At 62.9% G+C, this 18,880-nt stretch carries 15 protein-coding genes and 2 tRNA genes; 13 read left to right on the top strand and 4 right to left on the bottom strand.

Annotation, left to right across the window (positions count from 1 at the left end; genetic code table 11):
* Window positions 1-12 precede the first annotated feature (12 nt).
* From ACFVSI_RS16320 to ACFVSI_RS16310, 3 genes are read right to left on the bottom strand one after another with little or no spacing between them, the layout of a single operon-like run.
* Window positions 13-1,539: an APC family permease gene (locus ACFVSI_RS16320; protein WP_387825782.1), complete on the bottom strand. Its 1,527-nt coding sequence runs from the start codon at window positions 1,537-1,539 to the stop codon at window positions 13-15.
* Window positions 1,536-2,741, bottom strand: coding sequence for a glutathionylspermidine synthase family protein (locus ACFVSI_RS16315; protein WP_144659352.1), 1,206 nt, complete (start codon window positions 2,739-2,741; stop codon window positions 1,536-1,538). The genes ACFVSI_RS16320 and ACFVSI_RS16315 overlap by 4 nt, the downstream gene beginning before the upstream one ends.
* Before the next feature lie 2 nt (window positions 2,742-2,743).
* The gene (locus ACFVSI_RS16310; RefSeq protein ID WP_387825778.1) at window positions 2,744-3,463 is read right to left on the bottom strand and encodes a Tat pathway signal protein; all 720 of its coding nucleotides are present in this window, start codon (window positions 3,461-3,463) and stop codon (window positions 2,744-2,746) included.
* 151 nt (window positions 3,464-3,614) lie between these two features.
* On the opposite strand from ACFVSI_RS16310, the gene ACFVSI_RS16305 reads away from it, so the two are divergent.
* The 9 genes from ACFVSI_RS16305 to ACFVSI_RS16265 all read left to right on the top strand — a co-directional run bounded on the left by ACFVSI_RS16305 (window position 3,615) and on the right by ACFVSI_RS16265 (window position 12,415).
* Window positions 3,615-5,138, top strand: a complete 1,524-nt coding sequence (locus tag ACFVSI_RS16305) for an ATP-binding protein (protein WP_387825775.1) — start codon at window positions 3,615-3,617, stop codon at window positions 5,136-5,138.
* Window positions 5,135-5,809, top strand: coding sequence for a response regulator (locus ACFVSI_RS16300; RefSeq protein ID WP_387825772.1), 675 nt, complete (start codon window positions 5,135-5,137; stop codon window positions 5,807-5,809). The genes ACFVSI_RS16305 and ACFVSI_RS16300 overlap by 4 nt, the downstream gene beginning before the upstream one ends.
* Before the next feature lie 32 nt (window positions 5,810-5,841).
* Window positions 5,842-6,498 (top strand): MOSC domain-containing protein, encoded by a 657-nt coding sequence (locus tag ACFVSI_RS16295; protein ID WP_387825769.1) that lies wholly within the window; start codon window positions 5,842-5,844, stop codon window positions 6,496-6,498.
* A gap of 380 nt (window positions 6,499-6,878) precedes the next feature.
* Window positions 6,879-8,978, top strand: a complete 2,100-nt coding sequence (locus ACFVSI_RS16290) for a DEAD/DEAH box helicase (protein ID WP_387825766.1) — start codon at window positions 6,879-6,881, stop codon at window positions 8,976-8,978.
* A 148-nt stretch (window positions 8,979-9,126) separates the two neighbouring features.
* Window positions 9,127-9,684 carry a LysM peptidoglycan-binding domain-containing protein gene (locus ACFVSI_RS16285; RefSeq protein ID WP_387825763.1) on the top strand — a complete coding sequence of 186 codons (558 nt, stop codon included), beginning with the start codon at window positions 9,127-9,129 and terminating at the stop codon, window positions 9,682-9,684.
* Window positions 9,685-9,802: 118 nt separating this feature from the next.
* Window positions 9,803-9,874, top strand: a tRNA-Thr gene (locus tag ACFVSI_RS16280).
* Window positions 9,875-9,934: 60 nt separating this feature from the next.
* Window positions 9,935-10,008, top strand: a tRNA-Met gene (locus ACFVSI_RS16275).
* Window positions 10,009-10,070: 62 nt separating this feature from the next.
* Window positions 10,071-10,727 carry an SDR family oxidoreductase gene (locus tag ACFVSI_RS16270; protein WP_387825760.1) on the top strand — a complete coding sequence of 219 codons (657 nt, stop codon included), beginning with the start codon at window positions 10,071-10,073 and terminating at the stop codon, window positions 10,725-10,727.
* 116 nt (window positions 10,728-10,843) lie between these two features.
* The gene (locus ACFVSI_RS16265) at window positions 10,844-12,415 is read left to right on the top strand and encodes a Na+/H+ antiporter (protein ID WP_387825757.1); all 1,572 of its coding nucleotides are present in this window, start codon (window positions 10,844-10,846) and stop codon (window positions 12,413-12,415) included.
* A 22-nt stretch (window positions 12,416-12,437) separates the two neighbouring features.
* Here the strand turns inward: ACFVSI_RS16265 and ACFVSI_RS16260 are convergent, their stop codons facing one another.
* Window positions 12,438-13,655, bottom strand: a complete 1,218-nt coding sequence (locus ACFVSI_RS16260; protein WP_387825754.1) for an ROK family protein — start codon at window positions 13,653-13,655, stop codon at window positions 12,438-12,440.
* 230 nt (window positions 13,656-13,885) lie between these two features.
* Here ACFVSI_RS16260 and ACFVSI_RS16255 point away from each other — a divergent pair, with 230 nt between their 5' ends.
* The 4 genes from ACFVSI_RS16255 (at window position 13,886) to ACFVSI_RS16240 (ending at window position 18,866) form a co-directional block, all read left to right on the top strand.
* The gene (locus ACFVSI_RS16255; RefSeq protein WP_387825751.1) at window positions 13,886-15,157 is read left to right on the top strand and encodes an ABC transporter substrate-binding protein; all 1,272 of its coding nucleotides are present in this window, start codon (window positions 13,886-13,888) and stop codon (window positions 15,155-15,157) included.
* 23 nt (window positions 15,158-15,180) lie between these two features.
* On the top strand, window positions 15,181-16,128 hold the full coding sequence (locus ACFVSI_RS16250; protein ID WP_387825748.1) for a carbohydrate ABC transporter permease: 948 nt from the start codon (window positions 15,181-15,183) through the stop codon (window positions 16,126-16,128).
* Window positions 16,128-17,027 (top strand): carbohydrate ABC transporter permease, encoded by a 900-nt coding sequence (locus tag ACFVSI_RS16245; RefSeq protein ID WP_144659364.1) that lies wholly within the window; start codon window positions 16,128-16,130, stop codon window positions 17,025-17,027. The genes ACFVSI_RS16250 and ACFVSI_RS16245 overlap by 1 nt, the downstream gene beginning before the upstream one ends.
* An 84-nt stretch (window positions 17,028-17,111) precedes the next feature.
* Window positions 17,112-18,866 (top strand): glycoside hydrolase family 13 protein, encoded by a 1,755-nt coding sequence (locus tag ACFVSI_RS16240; RefSeq protein ID WP_387825744.1) that lies wholly within the window; start codon window positions 17,112-17,114, stop codon window positions 18,864-18,866.
* Window positions 18,867-18,880: the final 14 nt, after the last annotated feature.

The following is an 18,880-nucleotide window of genomic DNA, read 5'->3' as shown; positions in this document are numbered from 1 at the left end:
ACAGGACCCGGCCTACTCGCCGCGAACCACGCCAGCGTCGGCCCGTTCACCCGTGAAGTAGCCGCGGGTGGAAGGGGCGAAGCGGCATACGACAGCCAGGACCACGCCCAGGGCCAGCAGCAGCACGCCACTGACAAACGCGCCACCGACGCCGAAGATCTGCGTATCGCCGTAGGACGGATCCCACATCTGGACCGCGGAGATGAAGAACGCCGCCGTCAGGGACAAGGCTCCCAGGAACGGCAGGATGCCGCGGAACCAGAGGTTGCGTGCGGAATCCCGAAGGGTTGAACGGAAGTACCAGACACAAGAGAACCCGGTGAGCGCATAGTAGAACGCGATGAACAGGCTGATGGCACTGATGGAGTCCGAGAGCAGGTTCTCGCTGAGGAAGCTCATGGCCACGTAGTAAACCACCGCCACGGCCCCCATCACCTGGGTTGAGAACCCGGGCGTCATGAATCGCTCGTGGACCTTTCCGAAGCGCGGGGGAAGGGCGCCATGGACACCCATGGACAGGGTGCCGCGGGCCGTCGGAAGGATAGTGGTCTGGGTGGAGGAGAGGACAGAGGCCAGCACCGCCACCACAATCAGCCATCCCCACGGACCGAGAACAACATCCTTCATTGCCAGAAAGACATCATCCTGGTTGGCCTCATTACCGAGGCCGATACCATCGGTTCCGATCGTGGCGTACATCATCACCAGCAGGGCCACAGACACGTAGATTGCCACCAGCACCGAGGCGGAAATGACGGCACCGCGACCCGGGGTTTTGGCCGGGTTTTCGGTTTCTTCATTCAGCGCAAGGCAGGTGTCCCAACCCCAGTAGATAAACAGGGCCAGCAGTGCCCCGTGCACCACTGCTCCCGGGTCGGCAAATGCGCCCGCAGGATTGAACCACTCAAAGTCGAAGGCCTGCCCCTCGGGAGCTCCGCCGGCAATCCGGAAGATGATTGCCACGGCAAAAATGCCCAGGGAAATGTACTGGATGTACGTCAATGTCCGTTGGACGTGTTCACCCAACCTGATGCCTCGATGGTTGACGTAGGTCATGAACACGATGAACAGCACGCCCGTGGCGGTCACCAGCCATTTATTCTCCGCCAGGGAGCCGTCGCCAACCAGCAGCCAAAGGTACTTTCCGGCGATCTGGGCAAGGTTGGCCAGGACCACGATCCCAGCCAGGGCCACGCCCCAGCCGCCCAGCCAGCCCGCCCACGGCCCGAACGCTTTGCGTGCCCAGAAGAACGTGGTTCCGCAGTCCGGCATGGCGCTGTTGAGCTCGCGGAAAGCGTAGGCGATGAACAGGACAGGAATGAATCCCAGCACAAGAATGAGCGGTGTGTAGTTCCCGTTGACCGCGACAATCAGTCCCAGCGTTGCCGCCAGCGAATACACAGGCGCGGTGGATGCCAGCCCCAGCATGACGGAGTCGCCGAGGTCCAGGATTCCGGCGTGGAGCCCTTTGGGAGGTACGACGGCGGTACGGTCGCCGCCCGCTGGGCCGCCACCCGGCGTCGAGGTTTCAGTGCTCATAGTGCAGCTCCATAGGAAGTAGCAGGGGGCGCGACGGGCGCGGGGGCGTCAATGGTGTTGGGGACGAAGCGGCAGAAGTAGTCCGTGATGGGGCCATCCGATTCGCGGATGCCGCAGCCGACTGATTCGCCGTCCACCACCCAGAGCCCGAGGACAGGGTGGTTTCCGTCAAAGTCGGGAAGCGGGTGGTACTGCTGGTAGCACCAGCCTTCGCGGCCGTAGCCTCCGGGCTGCGAGATATCAATGCCTGGGGCGTGGATGCGGATGTTGTCGCCTTCGCGGCCGTGCAGGGGCTTGGCCACCCATTCCTTCAGCGGTCCGGGATCACCGAGGTAGGCGGGCAGCAGGTTCTCGTGGTTGGGGTAGAGGTGCCACAGTGCAGCCAGGAGGGCCTTGTTGGACAGCAGCATCTTCCAAGCCGGCTCCACCCAGCGAGGGTTGTGTGCACGCTGCAGAAGACGGTGGCCGAAAGGCTCCTTCATCATCAATTCCCAGGGGTACAGCTTGAACATGGTGCTGATCATGAAGTTGTCCAGGTCCACGAACCGGTTCAGGTTGGGGTCCCAGCCAATGTCCGACATGTTGATGCCGATGGTGGTCCACCCGCCCTGGCTGGCGACGTCGCGCATGTAGGCGGCCGTCATCCAATCCTCGCCGGATTCCTCGGCTTCGGAGTGGGCAACATGCAGGGTGCTCATTCCGGTCCTGTACTGCAGCTTTTGCCATTGCCGGATCAACGCCTCGTGGATGCCGTTCCACTGGTCCTTTTCAGGAAAGACGTCCTGCAACCAGAACCATTGGGCCACCGAGGCCTCGATCAGACCTGTGGGCGTATCGGCGTTGTACTCCAGCATTTTGGCCGGGCCGCCGGCGCCGTCATATATAAAGTCGAAACGGCCGTAGATGTCCATGTCCCCGGCCTGCAACGACTCGGCGGCCAGTTCCAGTGCCTGGCGCCCGATCCCGATGTCGCCCATGGCCCCGGTGGCAAGATACTTCGCTGCCTCCAGGCACATGAGGTGCATGCCTTCGGCGGTCTCCTCGAGTTTTTCCACCTCGTCCATGGTGAACTCGTAGTAGGCCGATTCGTTCCAGTATTCGATTTTCCGGCCGTCGGGCATGGTGGTGGTCGAAAAAACCAGGCCCTGCTCTTCGATCTTCTGCTTCCAGTCCGGCCGAGGCACGGAGGACAGTCGCCGCACGCCTAGCCTCCCGAGCTTCCGCCGCTTTTGGAACTGCTGCCGAAGCCACCGCGACTGACCGTGCCACCCTTGGTGCTGTATCCCGTGGAGGACTTGGCACCTTGCGGAACAGTTTTAGTCGCGCTCGGGAAGGCACTGCGGTTCTGGCCGACGGCGGGTACGCTGGCGCCGCGCGAGTAGAAGTACCAGGCATAAACGCCGGAGCTCCGGCCTGCCGAACTGCTGTTGTTGCACTGGTCGTCGTCCACGCGCTCGCCGGTTTCTTCGTTGAAACATACCTGGGCGTAGTCGGCCTCCTGTTCGTTGGAGGCCACGATGGCGGTGATCGTTCCGGCCAGGAGGGCTGTCACGCCGAGCCCCACCACGATGGTGCGGCGCTGCGAGCGCTTCTTTTTCTTTGCTGCGGCAGCGGCTTCACGTTCGCGTTCACGCTCGAACGGGTCCACGACGGGGAGGGGTTGTCCCGGCTCAGCTTGTCCTGCCGTGTTACTACCCGCGGAAGCTCCCACGGGTGCGCCGGCAGTGGCCTTCTTGTTCTTGGACCGCTTGCCGCTTCCCGTGGGGCCGTCCTCGACAGGGGTGAACAACTCGGGGTGGAGCTCAGGTTTGGGCACCTGCCATGGAGGTGGTTTGGGCGCGTTGTTGGCCGCGTTCAAGCCATCGTTGTTGTCCCCACCGCTGCCATTGTTGCCGGCCGCGTCAGGGCTGTCTTTCGGGTCCATGTATATCCCCCTGGATAGACCGTGGTGTGCCCGGCGCCCCGCCGGACCAGAATGCTCAGAGCAAGCCTAGTCCTTGCACCCTCTGCAGGCACTTATCCCCGCGGCATATGGGGAGAAGTGCCCATCACGGGAACCGTGCAAGGATGTAGCCATGGCGGCAACTGAGGCTCAGGGCAACGGTGATGAAAACGCCCTGCTGAAGTTTCCGACGGTGCGTGGCATTGGCCGTGGCCGGGTCACGGCAGGGCTGGTTCTGGCCCTGCTGCTTCCGCCAGCGGTGGAGCTGACCGTAACGGTGCTCAATTTCCGCAACTTTTCCATGATCATGCTTCTCCAGCTTGCCGTGGCCGTGGCGGTGGCCGCCATTGGTGGTTTGTGGCCTGCAGTGGTTGCGGCCGTGCTGGGAAGTTTCCTGCTGAACTATTTCTCGGCAGACCCGGTGGGATCGTTGTCCATCGCCGATCCCACCACCTTGTTTACCCTGGTGGTTTTCCTCGCGGTGGCTTGTGGAGTGGCCTTGGCGGTGGGCCTGGCCAGCCGGAGAGCGCAGGAAGCGGCGAGGTCCGGCGCGGAGGCCACTGCGCTCAGTGAGCTTGCCCTCCGTATCCTGAGTTCGGATGGAAGCCTGGAGACGTTCCTTGAGAAAGTCCGAGGCAACCTCGGCATGGACGCAGTGACCCTCCTGGGTTCCACAGGCACAGGGACCACCACCCAAGGCGCGCCCCCTGAATGGCGTGTCCTCGCCAGCGCCGGCCCGAATCCGCCGGTGACGCACGCCGCCGCCGATCATGCCGCCGTCGTCGATCCCCATTACACGCTGCTGCTCCGCGGGGGTCCGTTGTCGCCCCACCACCAGCGGATGCTGGTGGCCTTCGGCGCGTTCGTGGTGGCTGTCAGGGAGCGGCAACAGCTGGTAAAGAGCAGGCGTGACAACGTCAGGCTCTCGGAGGGCAACAAGATGCGGACGTCAATCCTTCGGGCGGTTTCCCACGATTTAAGGACTCCATTGGCTGGAATCAAGCTGGCTGTCAGCAGTCTCCGGCAGGAAGACGTGAGCTTTCCGCCGGATGTCGAGCGGGAGCTGTTGGAGACCATCGAGGATTATGCGGACCGCTTGGACCACCTGGTGGACAACCTCCTGGACATGTCCCGGATCACCGCCGACGCCGTAAACCCCTTGTTGAGCGGGATCGTGTGGGCGGACGTGCTGCCGGATGCGTTACGTGGCGTACCGCACGAGCGGCTCCGCAATGAATTGCCGCCCAACCTGCCTCCCGTGCAGGCGGACGCGGGAATGCTTGAAAGGGTCGTGGCCAATATCGTCGAAAATGCCATGAAGTACGCCCCGGACTCGGATGTCGTGCTGACGGCCCGTGCGGGGGAGGGCATTACCGTGGGGGAGCAGCCAGCCGGCGAACTGCGGATCACGGACCACGGCAAGGGCGTCGGCCATGAGGAAGTCCTCACGATGTTCCAGCCGTTTCAGCGTTTTGGCGATTCGTCCACAGCCTCAACTGCCGTCGGGACAGGGACGGGCGGCGGGGTCGGTTTGGGACTGGCCGTGGCGAAGGGATTCACCGAGGCCATGGGTGGCCGCCTCGCAGCGGAGCCGACGCCGGGTGGAGGCTTGACCATGGTGGTCACCTTGCCGTTGTGGACCGGTGATCCGCTGTGACGCTGGTTCTGATTGTTGAGGACGAGGCCCGCATTGCCAGGGCCATGCAGGTCACCCTCCAGGCCCACGGGTACCAGGCCATGACTGTGGGGAACGGTGCCGACGCCCTGAACGCGGCCGCGAAGCACCCGATCAACATCGTGGTGCTGGATCTGGGCCTTCCGGACATCGACGGCGTGGAAGTCATCCGCCGCATCCGTAGCTGGAGCAGCATGCCCATCATTGTCTTGTCCGCCCGCCATGCTTCGGAGGACAAGGTGGAGGCGCTCGACGCCGGTGCGGACGACTACGTGACCAAGCCTTTCGGTTTGGATGAGCTGCTTGCGCGGCTGCGGGTGGCCTCACGCCGCGTGGTGGCCGGAGGGGAAGAACCCACGCTGGCAACCGCCGATTTCATTGTTGATCTTGCCGGGAAAAAGATCGTGAAGGACGGGACCGAGGTCCGGCTGACGCCCACCGAATGGAACATCCTGGAACTGCTGGTCCGGAACAAGGGCAAGTTGGTCAGCCAACAGCAGATCCTCACGCAGGTCTGGGGGCAAGCCTACGCAAAGGAAACCCAGTATCTGCGGGTTTACATTGCCCAGTTGCGGCGGAAGTTGGAGCGGGATCCGGCGGAGCCGCGCCATCTGCATACGGAAGCGGGGATGGGCTACCGTTTTGATCCTTAGCTGCCGCCCGGTCCGTCCGTAGACTGGTGCCCATGAACACCGCTTCCGTCCTTGCCGTGTGCCGCGTCCACCAGTTGCTTCCCGACCCCGTGGGAAGCGTGGGCGTTACCGCCATCGACAAACGTCCTGTCGAGGGACCGGTCAAGGTTCACAAACTGGGCATCCATGGGGATGTGCAGGCCAGCAGGGTGCATCACGGCGGAGAAGACCAGGCCGTTTACGCCTATTCTCAGGAAGACGCTGACTACTGGTCCGGCGAGTTGCAGAGGGATCTTCCGGCGGGCATCTTCGGCGAGAACCTGCGTGTAACAGGCATTGACCCCACAGGTGCTGTGATTGGCGAGCGGTGGAAGATCGGCCTCGACGTCGAACTTGAAGTGACCTCTCCCCGGACCCCTTGCGCCACGTTCCAACGGGTGCTGGGGGAGCCCAAATGGGTCAAGCGCTTTTCCGATGCCGGACGGGTTGGTACCTACTTGCGCGTGATCACAACGGGCAGTATTTCGGCGGGAGACCACATCCACCGCACGTTTGTCCCCAAGCACGGCATCACCGTGGGCCAGTGGTTCAGTGAGCCCACCCCGGACCTGGTGCAGATCCTGCTTGATGCCGAAGCGGACGGGGAGATCCGCCTGCAGGAGGATTACCGCCCTGAGTTCGAGAAAGTGCTGCGCAGGAGCGGACTTTAGCAGCCAGGGCTCCGATGTGAACAAGCTCACCCGGCAGTAGTGGGTTCTTAACTCGCGGTGAGGATGCCGCGTGCCCTACACTTGAAACATCCCCCACTCCGGAATTCCCTTTATCCTGCCCAATTCTTGAGGCAGGACTGGTAAGTGTTGGGGCCCGCAATTGTGTGCGGGCATTTTCATAGGGAGAGCCGGCTAAAGAAAACGCTGTACAGACTGCTGGGATAGCAGCCAAGAGATGCAGCGGGAAGTCCTGCCATGGGATTGCGACAGCGCCGGACTTCTTGCGGAAGCAGGGCACCATTTCCTGTTTTTCGCGACGAGTACTGCGGCCAGCCCAACCGGGTCGCGCCGACTGCCCTATGGATGAGGAATTTCTCCCTATGACCGAAAATCTCAACGAAGACTTCGACGCCCGGAACGCTGAAACTGTCGAAGCTGAAGCGCCGGCTGCCGCCGCTGCCGCCGTCGAGAATGCCGCAGCTGAGGCTGCGGCCCCCGCTTCCACCGAAGCTGCCCCCAAGGCCGACGACGAAGAAGAAGGCGTCCGTTTCGCCGAACTCGGCATCGATGGCCGCGTCCTGGCCGCATTGCAGGATGTCGGCTATGAAAAGCCGTCGCCCATCCAGGCCGCAACCATTCCGCTGCTCCTTGAGGGTCGCGACGTCGTTGGCCTGGCCCAGACCGGTACCGGCAAGACCGCGGCATTCGCCGTTCCCGCACTGTCCCGCCTGGCCGAACTCCACGACCTCAACGGCCCGTCCCGCAAGACCCAGGCTTTGGTCCTGGCTCCGACCCGTGAACTGGCGCTCCAGGTTGCCGAGGCTTTCACCTCCTACGCCAAGCACATTGACGACTTCACCGTTCTGCCGGTGTACGGTGGCTCCGCCTACGGCCCGCAGCTTGCCGGCCTCCGCCGCGGCGCCCAGGTTGTTGTCGGTACCCCCGGCCGTGTCATCGACCACATCGCCAAGGGTTCCCTGGACCTTTCCGAGCTCCAGTACCTGGTGCTTGACGAAGCTGACGAAATGCTCCGCATGGGCTTCGCCGACGACGTTGAGCAGATCTTCCAGCAGACGCCGGAAGACCGCCAGGTTGCCTTGTTCTCTGCCACCATGCCCGGCCAGATCCGCCGCATGTCCAAGCAGTACCTGAACAACCCTGCCGAGATTTCCGTGAAGTCCAAGACCTCCACGGGCACCAACATCCGCCAGCGCTACCTCCAAGTCATGGGCCCGCACAAGCTGGACGCCCTGACCCGCATCCTCGAGGTTGAAGAGTTCGACGGCGTTATCGCCTTCGTGCGGACCAAGATGGCCACCGAGGACCTCGCCGACAAACTGAAGTCCCGCGGCTTCCAGGCCGCAGCCATCAACGGTGACATCCCGCAGCAGCAGCGCGAACGCACTGTGGACGCACTCAAGGAAGGCCGCATCGACATCCTCGTGGCCACCGACGTCGCCGCCCGCGGTCTTGACGTTGAGCGCATCAGCCACGTCATCAACTACGACATTCCGCACGACACCGAGTCCTACGTGCACCGCATCGGCCGTACCGGCCGTGCAGGCCGCAACGGTGACGCCGTGCTGTTCATGACGCCGCGCGAGAAGTACTTGCTCCGTGCCATCGAGAAGGCCACTCGCCAGACGGTGGAGCAGATGCACCTTCCCACGGCCGAGACCGTCAACTCGCTGCGTCTTGGCAAGTTCGCCGAGCGCATCACGGAGACCCTTGAGTCCGAGGACGTGGCCTTGTTCCGCGACCTCATTGCCTCCTACGAGGAAGAGCACAAGGTCCCGGCTGCCGAGATCGCTGCAGCCCTGGCCGTCATGGCCCAGGGTGGACAGCCCCTGCTGGTCAAGGAACTCCCCGCAGCTCCTGAGTACCAGAAGCGTGAGCGCTCCAAGGACGGCTTCGGTTCCCGTGGCCCGACCCGTGCGCTCACCGAGGGTAACGCCACCTACCGGATCGCCGTCGGACGCCGCCAGCGCGTCATGCCGGGTTCCATCGTAGGTGCCATTGCCAACGAAGGTGGTATCTCCTCAGCACAGATCGGTGGCATCGACATCCGCTCGGACCACTCCCTGGTGGAGCTCCCGGCAGACCTGAGCCCCGAGCAGCTGCGTGCACTGTCCCGTACCCGCATCGGCGGCGAGCTGATCCACCTTGAGCTGGACAATGGCCGCAGGCCCAACCGGGAACGCGGCGGCTACGGCGACCGCGACAACCGCGGTGGTGGCAACTTCAAGGGCAACGGCGGGTTCAAGAAGGAGTTCCGCAAGTCCGATGGCGAGCGTTCTTCCGCTGACCGTGGTGGCCGCTCCTACAGCGACCGCGCTGAGCGCACCTCAGGCAGTTACGGTGACCGCGATCGTGGCCAGGCCAGCGGCTCGCGCTACGGCGGCCACGGTGATGGTGCCCGCAAGCCCCGCACGGGCGGCGAAGGCAGCAACCGCGACTTCAACCGCAAGGGCAAGTGGTAAACAGCGCCAAGTGGTAACCACTGAGTAGTTCCCGTCAAGGGGCCGGCTTTCGAGCCGGCCCCTTGCGGCGTTAACGGGGTTACATGTGCCGCCGCCCCGCCGTACCATCAAGGTGCCGGCCGTCTGGCCGCTGAACAGGGGAGGTTCCATGGGATTGCTGGACAACTTGAAGAAGAACCTGGGCTTTGGAGACAAGGGCGGCCATGAGGCGCAGCATGCGGACAGCGTTCCAGAGGACAGTGCTGCGGGCAATATCGGTGTCGACGACGGCGGGACGCGCGGGAGCGGTGCTCCGGAGCCTCTGGCGGACCACACGGCGGTGACCCAGGCCGAGGAGGACGCTGCCGCCGTCGAGGTTTCAGCAGCGGACAGTTCCGCAGCCGAAGCTGCCGCGGCACAAGCGGCTCGGCAACAGGCCGCAGCAGACGCCGCAGCGGCCGAGGAAGCCTCCCAAGAGGGCTTGGAGCCGGAGGCTCCGGAAGTTCAGCCCCAGGCCCAGGAAGCCGCTGTAGAGGCAGCGACAGAGACGGGCCAGCCCGGGCCTGTGGCACCGCGTGTCACAGAGGTCGTCGTGGAGCAGGGGGACACCATGAGTGGTATCGCTGCGCAGTTCGGCGTGGATCTCGGTGCCCTCATCGCCACGAACGCCGACACCGTGCCCAACCCGGATCAGATTTACCCGGGACAGGTGCTTCGCCTGCCCTGATTTTCTCCGTTTGTAGATCAGGTAAACAGCTGTTTTGCAAATTGTGTCGAGGCCATTTTTCTCCTTGGATTCGCCGATTTGTAGCTTCTGAAAACGTCCGGTAGAGTATTTACTCGTTGCCCCCCTAGCTCAGTGGTAGAGCGCGTTCTTGGTAAGAACGAGGTCACCGGATCGATTCCGGTGGGGGGCTCTGGATGAGGGCCTGCGTCAAGGCGGTTTTGACCGGCTGACGCAGGCTTTTCTCATCCGTGGCGGTGTAGCTCAGTTGGTTAGAGCGCACGACTCATAATCGTGAGGTCGGGAGATCGAGCCTCCCCACCGCTACAGAGCAAGACCCCGCAGATGTAGTCTGCGGGGTTTTTCGTTTTCTGGGACAGAATGGGTCCATGAGCCGAATCGCGATTATTGGCGGCCACGGGAAAGTGGCCCTGCATCTGTCCCGGATTCTTAGTGGTGAAGGTCACGACGTCACGTCCTTCATCCGAAATCCCGACCATGTGGCGGATGTCACGGGTACGGGCGCCTCCGCGGAGGTGCTTGACGTTGAACATTCGACGACGGCGGAACTCGCCCAGGCGCTGCAGGGCCACGATGCCGTGGTCTGGTCCGCAGGGGCCGGTGGGGGCAACCCCGCAAGGACCTACGCCGTGGACCGGGACGCTGCCATCCGTTCCATGGACGCTGCGGCGGAGGCGGGCGCGAAGAGATACGTCATGGTGTCCTACATAGGTGCTTCCAAGGAGCACGGAGTCCCAAGCGACAACCCGTTTTTTGCCTACGCGGAGTCCAAGGCTGCGGCTGATGACTATTTGCGCGGCACCGGCCTCGACTGGACCGTGCTGGGTCCAGGGAGCCTCACCGATGAGCCGGCCACGGGGTTGATCGAACTGCATCCGGAAAACCCCGATGACGGCACGCAGACGTCCCGGGCCAACGTTGCCCTGGTGGCCGCCGCCATCCTGGAGCTGCCGGAGACCATCGGCAAGACCCTCCCGTTCAAGGACGGCACCGAGGACGTGGTGGACGCCCTGACCAAGGAGTGACGGGGCCTCTGAGCCACGCGCACGCGGGGAAGTGTCTGCGCCCCGGGATATGTTTGTAGGGAACTTTTCCGGTCGCTCCGGGAAAGGGACCGTACAACATCCGGGGAAGCAGGAACATGGATCAGCTGGCACTCATAGTCGGGTTGCTGCTTGCAACAGTATTCGCCGTCGGTCTGGGGGACCGGCTCCGGTTGCCGTATCCGGTTCTAATGCTGTTGCTGGCCGTTGCCCTTACCTTCATTCCGGGCTTTCCCGAGTTTGAGATTTCACCGGAACTGATCCTGCCGATCTTCCTGCCGCCGTTGCTCTTCGCCACGGCCCAGAAGAGTTCCTGGGCGGTTTTCAGGGTTCGTTGGCGGACCTTGTTGTTGATGGCTGTGGCTTTGGTGGTGGTGACCACCGCCGCGGTGGCCGGGGCCGCCTGGTTGATGATTCCAAGTATCGGTGTCCCCGCCGCGATCGCCTTGGGGGCCATGGTCGCGCCGCCGGATCCCGTAGCCGTGGAGTCCGTGGCAGGCCGGGTGCATATGCCACGCCGGCTCATCACCGTTCTTCAAAGTGAAGGCCTCTTCAACGACGCCGCTGCCATCGTGATCTTCCAGGCTGCCGTCGCAGCCACCATGTCCGGCAAGGAAGTAGGCCCTGAAGTCATCCCCCAGTTCGTGCTGGGTGCGGCGCTGGCCGTCGTGATCGGCATCGCGATGGGTTGGTTGACCAAATTCATTACCAAGCTGGTCACGTCCATGGTGGCACGCAGTGCAGTCACCCTGGTGGTTCCTTTTGCTGCCTACATCCTGGCCGAAGAGCTGCACGCCTCAGGTGTGGTCGCCGTCGTCGTTACTGCCTTGGAACTGCAGCGCCACGCCCGTCCGCAGGACGCTGCCGAGCGCGTCACGCGGACGGCGTTTTGGGATGTGGTGGAGTTGCTCGCCACGGGCCTGGCGTTCGGCCTGGTGGGGCTGGAGATCCGGCAGGTGATCAGGGACGAGGGGACGGCCATTTTCGGTATGGTCGGCATGGCCGTGGTGATTTGTGTCCTGGTGTTCGTGGTGCGGTACCTGTGGCTTGGGCTTCTTGCCTTGACGGCCCGACGGCGGCGCAACCTCCTGCAGCCCACCTCACCCAAAGAGGTGCTCATCCTGACTTGGTGCGGAATGAGGGGCCTTGCCACGCTGGCGCTGGCCTTGGCGCTTCCGCTGACGTTGCCGGATGGCAGCGACTTCCCCGCACGGCACGAGATCCTGGTTATCTCCTGTGCCGTGCTGCTGGCCACCCTTGTTCTCCCGGGGCTGACCCTGCCGTGGTTGATGCGGGTACTGGACGCTACCGAGGACGGCTCGCATGAAAAGGATGCTGCGCGCCTGCTGGCCAAGCGGGCACAGACAGCGGCGGTCGCAGCCCTGAAGGATCACGACCTGATGAAGGAGCTTCCTCCGGAGAAGGTGGCGCTGGTGAAAGAGAAGATGCGCCGGCTGCACGCCGAGCTGCTCGATGGCACGCTGAAGAACGAGTCTGCTGTGGAGAAGCGCGAGCGAGGCCGGGAGTTGGCCATCACTGTGCAGACCATCGCCCTTGATGCGGCCCGAATGGAAGTGGTCCAGGCACGGAACGAGCCAGGGACGGACCCCGAGGTAGCCGACCGTGTTCTGCGCCAGCTGGACCTGCGCACCATGTCCATGCCGGAGTAGCTCCCGCCTGCCGGGCGCAGGTTCAGGAAGCCTGCGTGCGCCGCGACGAGGGCGAGAGGTCCAGTGCGTGTTCCTCGACGTAGTCCAGGGCGTGCCGGATCGCTCCGAGGGAAACTATTCCGTCGCCCACAATGGAAGTCGCCAGCCTCGGGGGAGTGAAGGTGAATTCCGGAAGGTGTTTGGCGATGCCGGGCAGCAGCACGTCGGCTGAAGCGGCGACTCCTCCAGCGATTACCACGAGTTCGGGATTGACCAGTGTGCTGATGGCGCCAATTACCTTCGCCATGCGGAGGGAGACGCTCTCCAATGCTTTCTTTGAGGCAGCGTCACCTTCTGCGGCGGCGGTGAAGACCATCTCGGCGGTCAGGGCATCGGGATTCCCGCCGCAGAGTGCCCGCAGCTTTGTGGCAGCCTGCTTCTTCAGGGCTTCCCGGCCTGCTGCGGTGGCCTCGTAGGCAATGCCGTAGGTGCTCCCCACGCCTTCGACGTTGTTGAGGAACCCCAGTTCGCCGAATCCGCCCAGGTGGCCGTGCAGCAGGCGTCCGGACTCAAGGATGCCCGCTCCCAGGCGGTCACCGGCCAGCATGACCACCAGGTTGTCCACGCCCTTGGCCGTACCCCGCCAGCGTTCTGCGAGGGCTGCGAGGTTGGCATCGTTTTCCAGCAGCACGTGCCAGCCGTGCCGTTCCGAGACAATCCGACGGACGTCGAAGGATTTCCAGAACTCCTGGACGGTGAGGACTTCGCCGTCCCGGTTGACAGGGGCGGCGACGCCGACGGATACGGCCAGCACGGAGTCGGCTGGAACTCCGGCCTTTTCGAGCGCTTCGGCGGCGATCTTGTCCAGGACATCGGCCCGCTCGGCCGCTGAGACGTTGTAGGTCCGGAAAGGCCTGGTTACCTGTGACAACGGGGTCCCGGCCATGTCGGCCACTATTGTGGTGATTTTGTTGACGCCGATGTCGATCCCCAGCACGCTCGCAGCGCCGTCGTCGAAAACAAATCTGCGGGCGGGCCTGCCCTTGATGTAGTCGCCAGCGCCACGCTGGTTCTCGAGCTCCTGCAGCCAGCCCAGCTGTACCAGTTCATCGCAGATCGAGATGACCGTGGCCCGGGACAGCCCCGTCATTGTCATCAACTCCGTGCCCGTGACGACGCCGGCGCCGCGCATGGCCTTGAGCATGGCTCCGGCGTTGAGCCTGCGTACCAACTGTGTGGACGGCGCGGTTCCGCTCATCATGCAGTGCTCCCAACTTTTCCAGCGAGGCGATGGAAGGACTCATCGACCGCTCTAAATTTAGTACATAAATTTAAACTTCGCCTTGTTACGTCCTCTGGCTTGACCGTGTGGCGACGCTCACAGAATACTTATGGCAGATAATAAATTTATCTCCTATCTAAATTCCTGGGTGATGTAGCGCGCCATCATCCGACGCATGCGGCAGAGGGGCCGCACGACGAAAGGACTACGTGTCTGTGAAAGTGACACGCAAGAAACGCATGGCAGCAATGGGCCTCGGATTGGCATTGCTTGCAGGACTGCTCTCGGGATGTTCCGCGGATCAGGGGAAAGAGACCATCCGGTTCACCTTCAGCAAGCGGGAGGCGATCGGCTTCATGACCAAGCTGGTGGCCGACTACAACGCTTCGCAGGACCATACGGAAGTCGTGCTGGATACCTCGGGTGTGGACGTGGTGTCCGCGAGCTTCGTGCGGGGCAATCCGCCGGACATCGCCCTGGCCAACTACAACATGGAAACCTCACGGTTTGTCCAGCGAGGAGTCCTGAGCGACTTGTCCGGCACAGGGGCCGCCTCGCGCATCCGCGAAGACCTCCAGCCGTTGATGGACCAGTACGGTTCCTATCCGGGCCGGACCAGCGCCTTGCCGTACTCGGTCATGGCCTCCTCGGTGATCTACAACAAGGAGATCTTCGCCGCCAACAACATCGAGGTTCCACGTACCTGGAGCGAACTGATCGCTGCGTGCGACAAGCTCAAAGCGGCCGGAGTGACGCCGTTCTATGCAACCTGGAAAGATGATTGGACCATCGCCCAGGGGTGGTTCGACTACTCCGTGGGTGGCCAGCTGGATACCCTCGGCTTTTTCGACAAGCTGGAATCCGAAGGGACCGCCGTGGGGCCCGAATCCCAAGCGTCATTCCAAAAGGACTTCGACCAGCCCGTGGACAAGATGCTGACGCTGGCAAAGAACTACGTCAACAAGGACGCGGCCAGCCGCGCTTACGGAGACGGAAACCTCGCGTTTTCGCAGGGCAAGGCAGCGATGTACCTGCAGGGTCCCTGGGCTTTCAGCGAAGTTGCCAAGACAGCCCCGGACCTGCAGCTCGGAACGTTTCCGCTGCCCATGACGGAGGATCCGGATGACCTGCGCGTGCGGGTCAATGTGGACCTCGCCGCATGGATTCCGGAGGCGTCCAAGCATAAGGACGCAGCCCATGACTTCCTTGAATACTTGTACCGGCCCGAGGTTATCGAGGCCTACAACAAGTCGCAGCTGGGATTCACTCCCACCAAGGATGCAAGCGGAGCGCCCGACCCTCGCGTGGAGGGTATGGCCAAGTACTACAACAACGCCCAGGTGTACCAAGGGCCATCCGTGCTGGTTCCCAAAACAATCCCCATCATGAACTACACGCAGGCGCTCGTGTTTGGTGCCGACCCCACATCCACCCTCCGCACACTCGACGCAGACTGGGCACGCCTGGCCTTCCGCCAGTAGCGCAGAGACAGGGAGCCAGAAAAATGTCCATCATCGCAACATCCCAAACATCAGAAGACCAAGAAACCCTTGGCAATGGCCGGGGCCCGGCGGCGGCCCCGCGGCAGCGCAAGGGGAAACGGGTTGAACCGATCTTCTACCTGTTCCTTTTGCCGAGCCTTGTCCTTTTCACTCTGGCCATCACAGTCCCGGGAGCCATCGGTATCTTTTTCAGCTTTACGGACTCCATTGGCATCGGAGACTGGGAGTTCGTCGGGCTGACCAACTACATCGCCCTCTTCAGTGACCCCGCCATCCTGCAGAGCTACTTGTTCACGTTCGGCTTCTCGATTGTCACAGTCATCGCGGTAAACGTGATCGCTTTCCTGCTGGCCGTCGGCTTGACCTCCCGCATCCGGATGAAGTCCGCGCTGCGGACCATCTTCGTGATCCCGATGGTTGTCTCCGGCATCATCATCGCCTACGTGTTCAACTTCCTCTTTTCGAACTCCCTGCCGGCGTTCGGCGCTTCCGCAGGAATCCCGTGGCTGGAGGGGAGCCTCCTGGCCAACCCCGACCTGGCGTGGATCGCGATCGTGCTGGTCACTGCATGGCAGGCAGTTCCTGGATCCCTGCTCATCTACATCGCGGGCCTCGTCGCGGTACCGGAGGATGTCTATGAGGCAGCAGACCTCGACGGTGCGAGCAAGACACAGCAGCTGCTCAAAATCACGCTGCCGCTTGTTGCCGGCTATGTGGTCATCAACGTCATCCTCGGGTTCAAGGGTTTCCTCAATGCCTACGACATCATCGTGGGTCTGACCAACGGCGGACCGGGTACCTCCACGCGAAGCATCGCCATGACGGTCATTACCGGTTTCAACGGCGGAGACTATGCCTACCAGATGGCCAACGCCACCATTTTCTTCCTGGTAGCCATCGCCATTTCCCTTGTACAGCTATCCCTGACCCGCGGACGGAATGCCCTCTGATGAGCACACAAGCCACTCTCGACTCTGAACACGCCACCAAGGCCACCTCTGCGGGTGCCCGACGCTCCCCCGAAAAGCCGGAGCGGATCAACTGGTCCGCGACCACCGTGCTTGTCCTGTGCGCAGTGACGGTGCTGCTGCCCCTGTATGTCACCGTCTCCATGGCATTCAAGACGCAAGGGCAGGCCGTGGACGGCAATGCCTTCTCCTTGCCCGCTCCCTTCAGCCTCGACGGTTTCATCCAGGCGTGGACACTGACAAACTTCCCCGTGGGGGCGGCGATGTCCCTGCTGGTTACCGCGGGGACGGTGGTTGCCACGATCGTCCTTGCAGCTTTCGCCTCCTACGCGATTGTCCGCAACTGGGACCGGCGTTTGTTTCGGTACTCGTTCTTCTACCTGCTCGCGGCGATGTTCATCCCGTTCCCGGTGGTGGCCTTGCCGCAGATCCAACTGACCGGGCGGCTGGGCCTGGACAATCCGTTTGGCGTGATCCTTCTGGCCACGATGTTCCAACTGAGCTTCAGCGTCCTTCTCTTTACGGCGTTCCTGCGCTCCATTCCCATGGAGTTGGAGGAAAGTGCCAGGATCGACGGAGCCACCACCTGGCAGACGTTCTGGAAGCTGATCTTTCCCTTGCTGGCTCCCATGAGCGCGACAGTGGGCATCTTCGCCTTCCTCTATGCGTGGAACGACTTCATGATGCCTTCACTGATCATTTCCGATCCCGCACTCCAGACCCTTCCCGTGCGGCAGAGCCTGTTCCAGACGCAGTTCAGCAACAACTACCACGTCTCCTTCGCCTCGTACCTGATGGCCATGGCGCCCGCGATTGTCGCCTACCTGTTCACCCAGAGATGGGTCATGGCAGGAGTCACGCAGGGCGCTGTAAAGGGCTGACCCCAGTAGGGCTGTTGACCTCCCGCGCCAGCCGTCACATACTGGTTCGGGAACTAAATTTAGAATCTAAATCAAAGGAGATATGTGAGCACCTCCGCCACCAAGGCAAACCTGTCCCACTCCGACCGCATGGCCGACCCCAACTGGTGGCGCCAGGCAGCCGTGTATCAGATCTACCCGCGCAGCTTTTACGACGCGAACGGTGATGGCCTGGGTGACATCAAAGGCATCACGGCCAAGGTTCCCTACCTGCAGGAACTTGGCGTCGATGCCGTGTGGCTGAGCCCGTTCTACCCCTCCGCGCTCGCCGACGGCGGCTATGACGTGGATGACTACAGGAACGTGGACCCCAAGCTCGGAACGCTCGAAGACTTTGACGAGATGGCCGCAGCCCTGCACGCCGCCGGCATCAAGCTGGTAGTCGACATCGTGCCCAATCACTCCTCCGACCGCCACGAGTGGTTCAAGGAAGCCCTCGCATCGCCGAAAGGCTCGGCGGCACGGAACCGCTACATTTTCCGGGACGGCAAGGGCGAAAGCGGCGAAGTGCCGCCGTCGGACTGGGACTCTGTGTTCGGCGGACCCATCTGGGAGCGCATCACGGAACCGGATGGCACCCCCGGCCAGTGGTACATGCACATCTTTGCCAAGGAGCAGCCGGACTTTAACTGGGAGAACCCGGAGATTCGCGAAGACTTCCTGAAGACCCTGCGCTTCTGGTCCGACCGCGGCGTGGACGGCTTCCGCATCGACGTTGCCCACGGCATGGCGAAGGACCTGTCCGAGCCGATGCCCATGAAGGAAGACCTCCTGAAGAAGGCCCACGGAACCGACGGCTTCATCGACGGCTCCCACCCCTTCTGGGACCGGGACGAAGTCCACGAGGTCTACGCGGAGTGGCGCAAACTCTTCAACGAATACAACCCGCCCCGGACCGCCGTGGCCGAAGCATGGGTCCACGAGTCACGCCGCGCACGTTACGCCAGTCCGGAGGGCCTCGGCCAGGCCTTCAACTTCGACCTGCTGCAGTCGGACTTTGACGCCGCATCCTTCAAGAAGATCATCACGGACAACCTGGTGCACGCCAAGGAGTCCGGAGCCTCCTCCACGTGGGTTTTTTCCAACCACGACGTCGTCCGGCACGCCACCCGCTACGGGCTGCCGAAGGGTGGTTCGGTAGCGCAGGGAACCAACGCAGCCCAGGACATCACCGGTGCCGAACCCAAGGGCCAGGACGGCAAGGGCTGGTTGCTCGCGGGCGCTCCGGCTGAAGAGCTGGACATCGAACTTGGCCTCAAGCGGGCACGGGCGGCTTCCTTGCTGCTGCTCGCGCTTCCGGGCTCGGCCTACCTGTACCAGGGCGAAGAGCTCGGGCTGCGAGAAGTCAGCGAGATTCCCGATTCCGAACGCCAGGACCCCTCCTTCTTCCGGAACAAGGGCGTGGAGATCGGCCGTGACGGCTGCCGCGTCCCGCTGCCGTGGACTCCCGAGGGTTCGTCCTTCGGCTTCGGCGCAGGTACCGCACACCTGCCCCAGCCTGCCTGGTTCAAGGACTACGCTGTGTCCACCCAGGAAGGCGTTGAAGGCTCCACCCTGGAGCTCTACCGCAAGGCCCTGCACCTTCGCAGTGAACTTCAGACTGAAGAAGAACTCGAGTGGGTGGAGACGGGTAACCCCGAGGTACTGCACTTCAGCCGCCCGGGCGGTTGGGAAACGGTGACCAACTTCGGCGCCGATGCGTTCGAGCTTCCTGCGGGGACCGTCGTCGTCAGCAGCGGTCCCCTGGAGGAGGGCAAGCTTCCTGCCGATACCACCGCCTGGATTGTCCGCGAAGCCTAAGCACGGGAAAAGCA

It is taken from the genome of Paenarthrobacter sp. NPDC057981, assembly GCF_042886835.1.
Taxonomy (GTDB): domain Bacteria; phylum Actinomycetota; class Actinomycetes; order Actinomycetales; family Micrococcaceae; genus Arthrobacter.
Note: the sequence above shows the minus strand (reverse complement) of the source record. Positions and strands in the feature narration are given on the sequence as shown.

Coding starts and splice junctions, on each gene's coding strand:
- ACFVSI_RS16320 (WP_387825782.1), bottom strand. CDS start 1,539: ATGAGCACTGAAACCTCGACGCCGGGTGGCGGCCCAGCGGGCGGCGAC.
- ACFVSI_RS16310 (WP_387825778.1), bottom strand. CDS start 3,463: ATGGACCCGAAAGACAGCCCTGACGCGGCCGGCAACAATGGCAGCGGT.
- ACFVSI_RS16305 (WP_387825775.1), top strand. CDS start 3,615: ATGGCGGCAACTGAGGCTCAGGGCAACGGTGATGAAAACGCCCTGCTG.
- ACFVSI_RS16295 (WP_387825769.1), top strand. CDS start 5,842: ATGAACACCGCTTCCGTCCTTGCCGTGTGCCGCGTCCACCAGTTGCTT.
- ACFVSI_RS16290 (WP_387825766.1), top strand. CDS start 6,879: ATGACCGAAAATCTCAACGAAGACTTCGACGCCCGGAACGCTGAAACT.
- ACFVSI_RS16285 (WP_387825763.1), top strand. CDS start 9,127: ATGGGATTGCTGGACAACTTGAAGAAGAACCTGGGCTTTGGAGACAAG.
- ACFVSI_RS16270 (WP_387825760.1), top strand. CDS start 10,071: ATGAGCCGAATCGCGATTATTGGCGGCCACGGGAAAGTGGCCCTGCAT.
- ACFVSI_RS16265 (WP_387825757.1), top strand. CDS start 10,844: ATGGATCAGCTGGCACTCATAGTCGGGTTGCTGCTTGCAACAGTATTC.
- ACFVSI_RS16260 (WP_387825754.1), bottom strand. CDS start 13,655: ATGATGAGCGGAACCGCGCCGTCCACACAGTTGGTACGCAGGCTCAAC.
- ACFVSI_RS16250 (WP_387825748.1), top strand. CDS start 15,181: ATGTCCATCATCGCAACATCCCAAACATCAGAAGACCAAGAAACCCTT.
- ACFVSI_RS16245 (WP_144659364.1), top strand. CDS start 16,128: ATGAGCACACAAGCCACTCTCGACTCTGAACACGCCACCAAGGCCACC.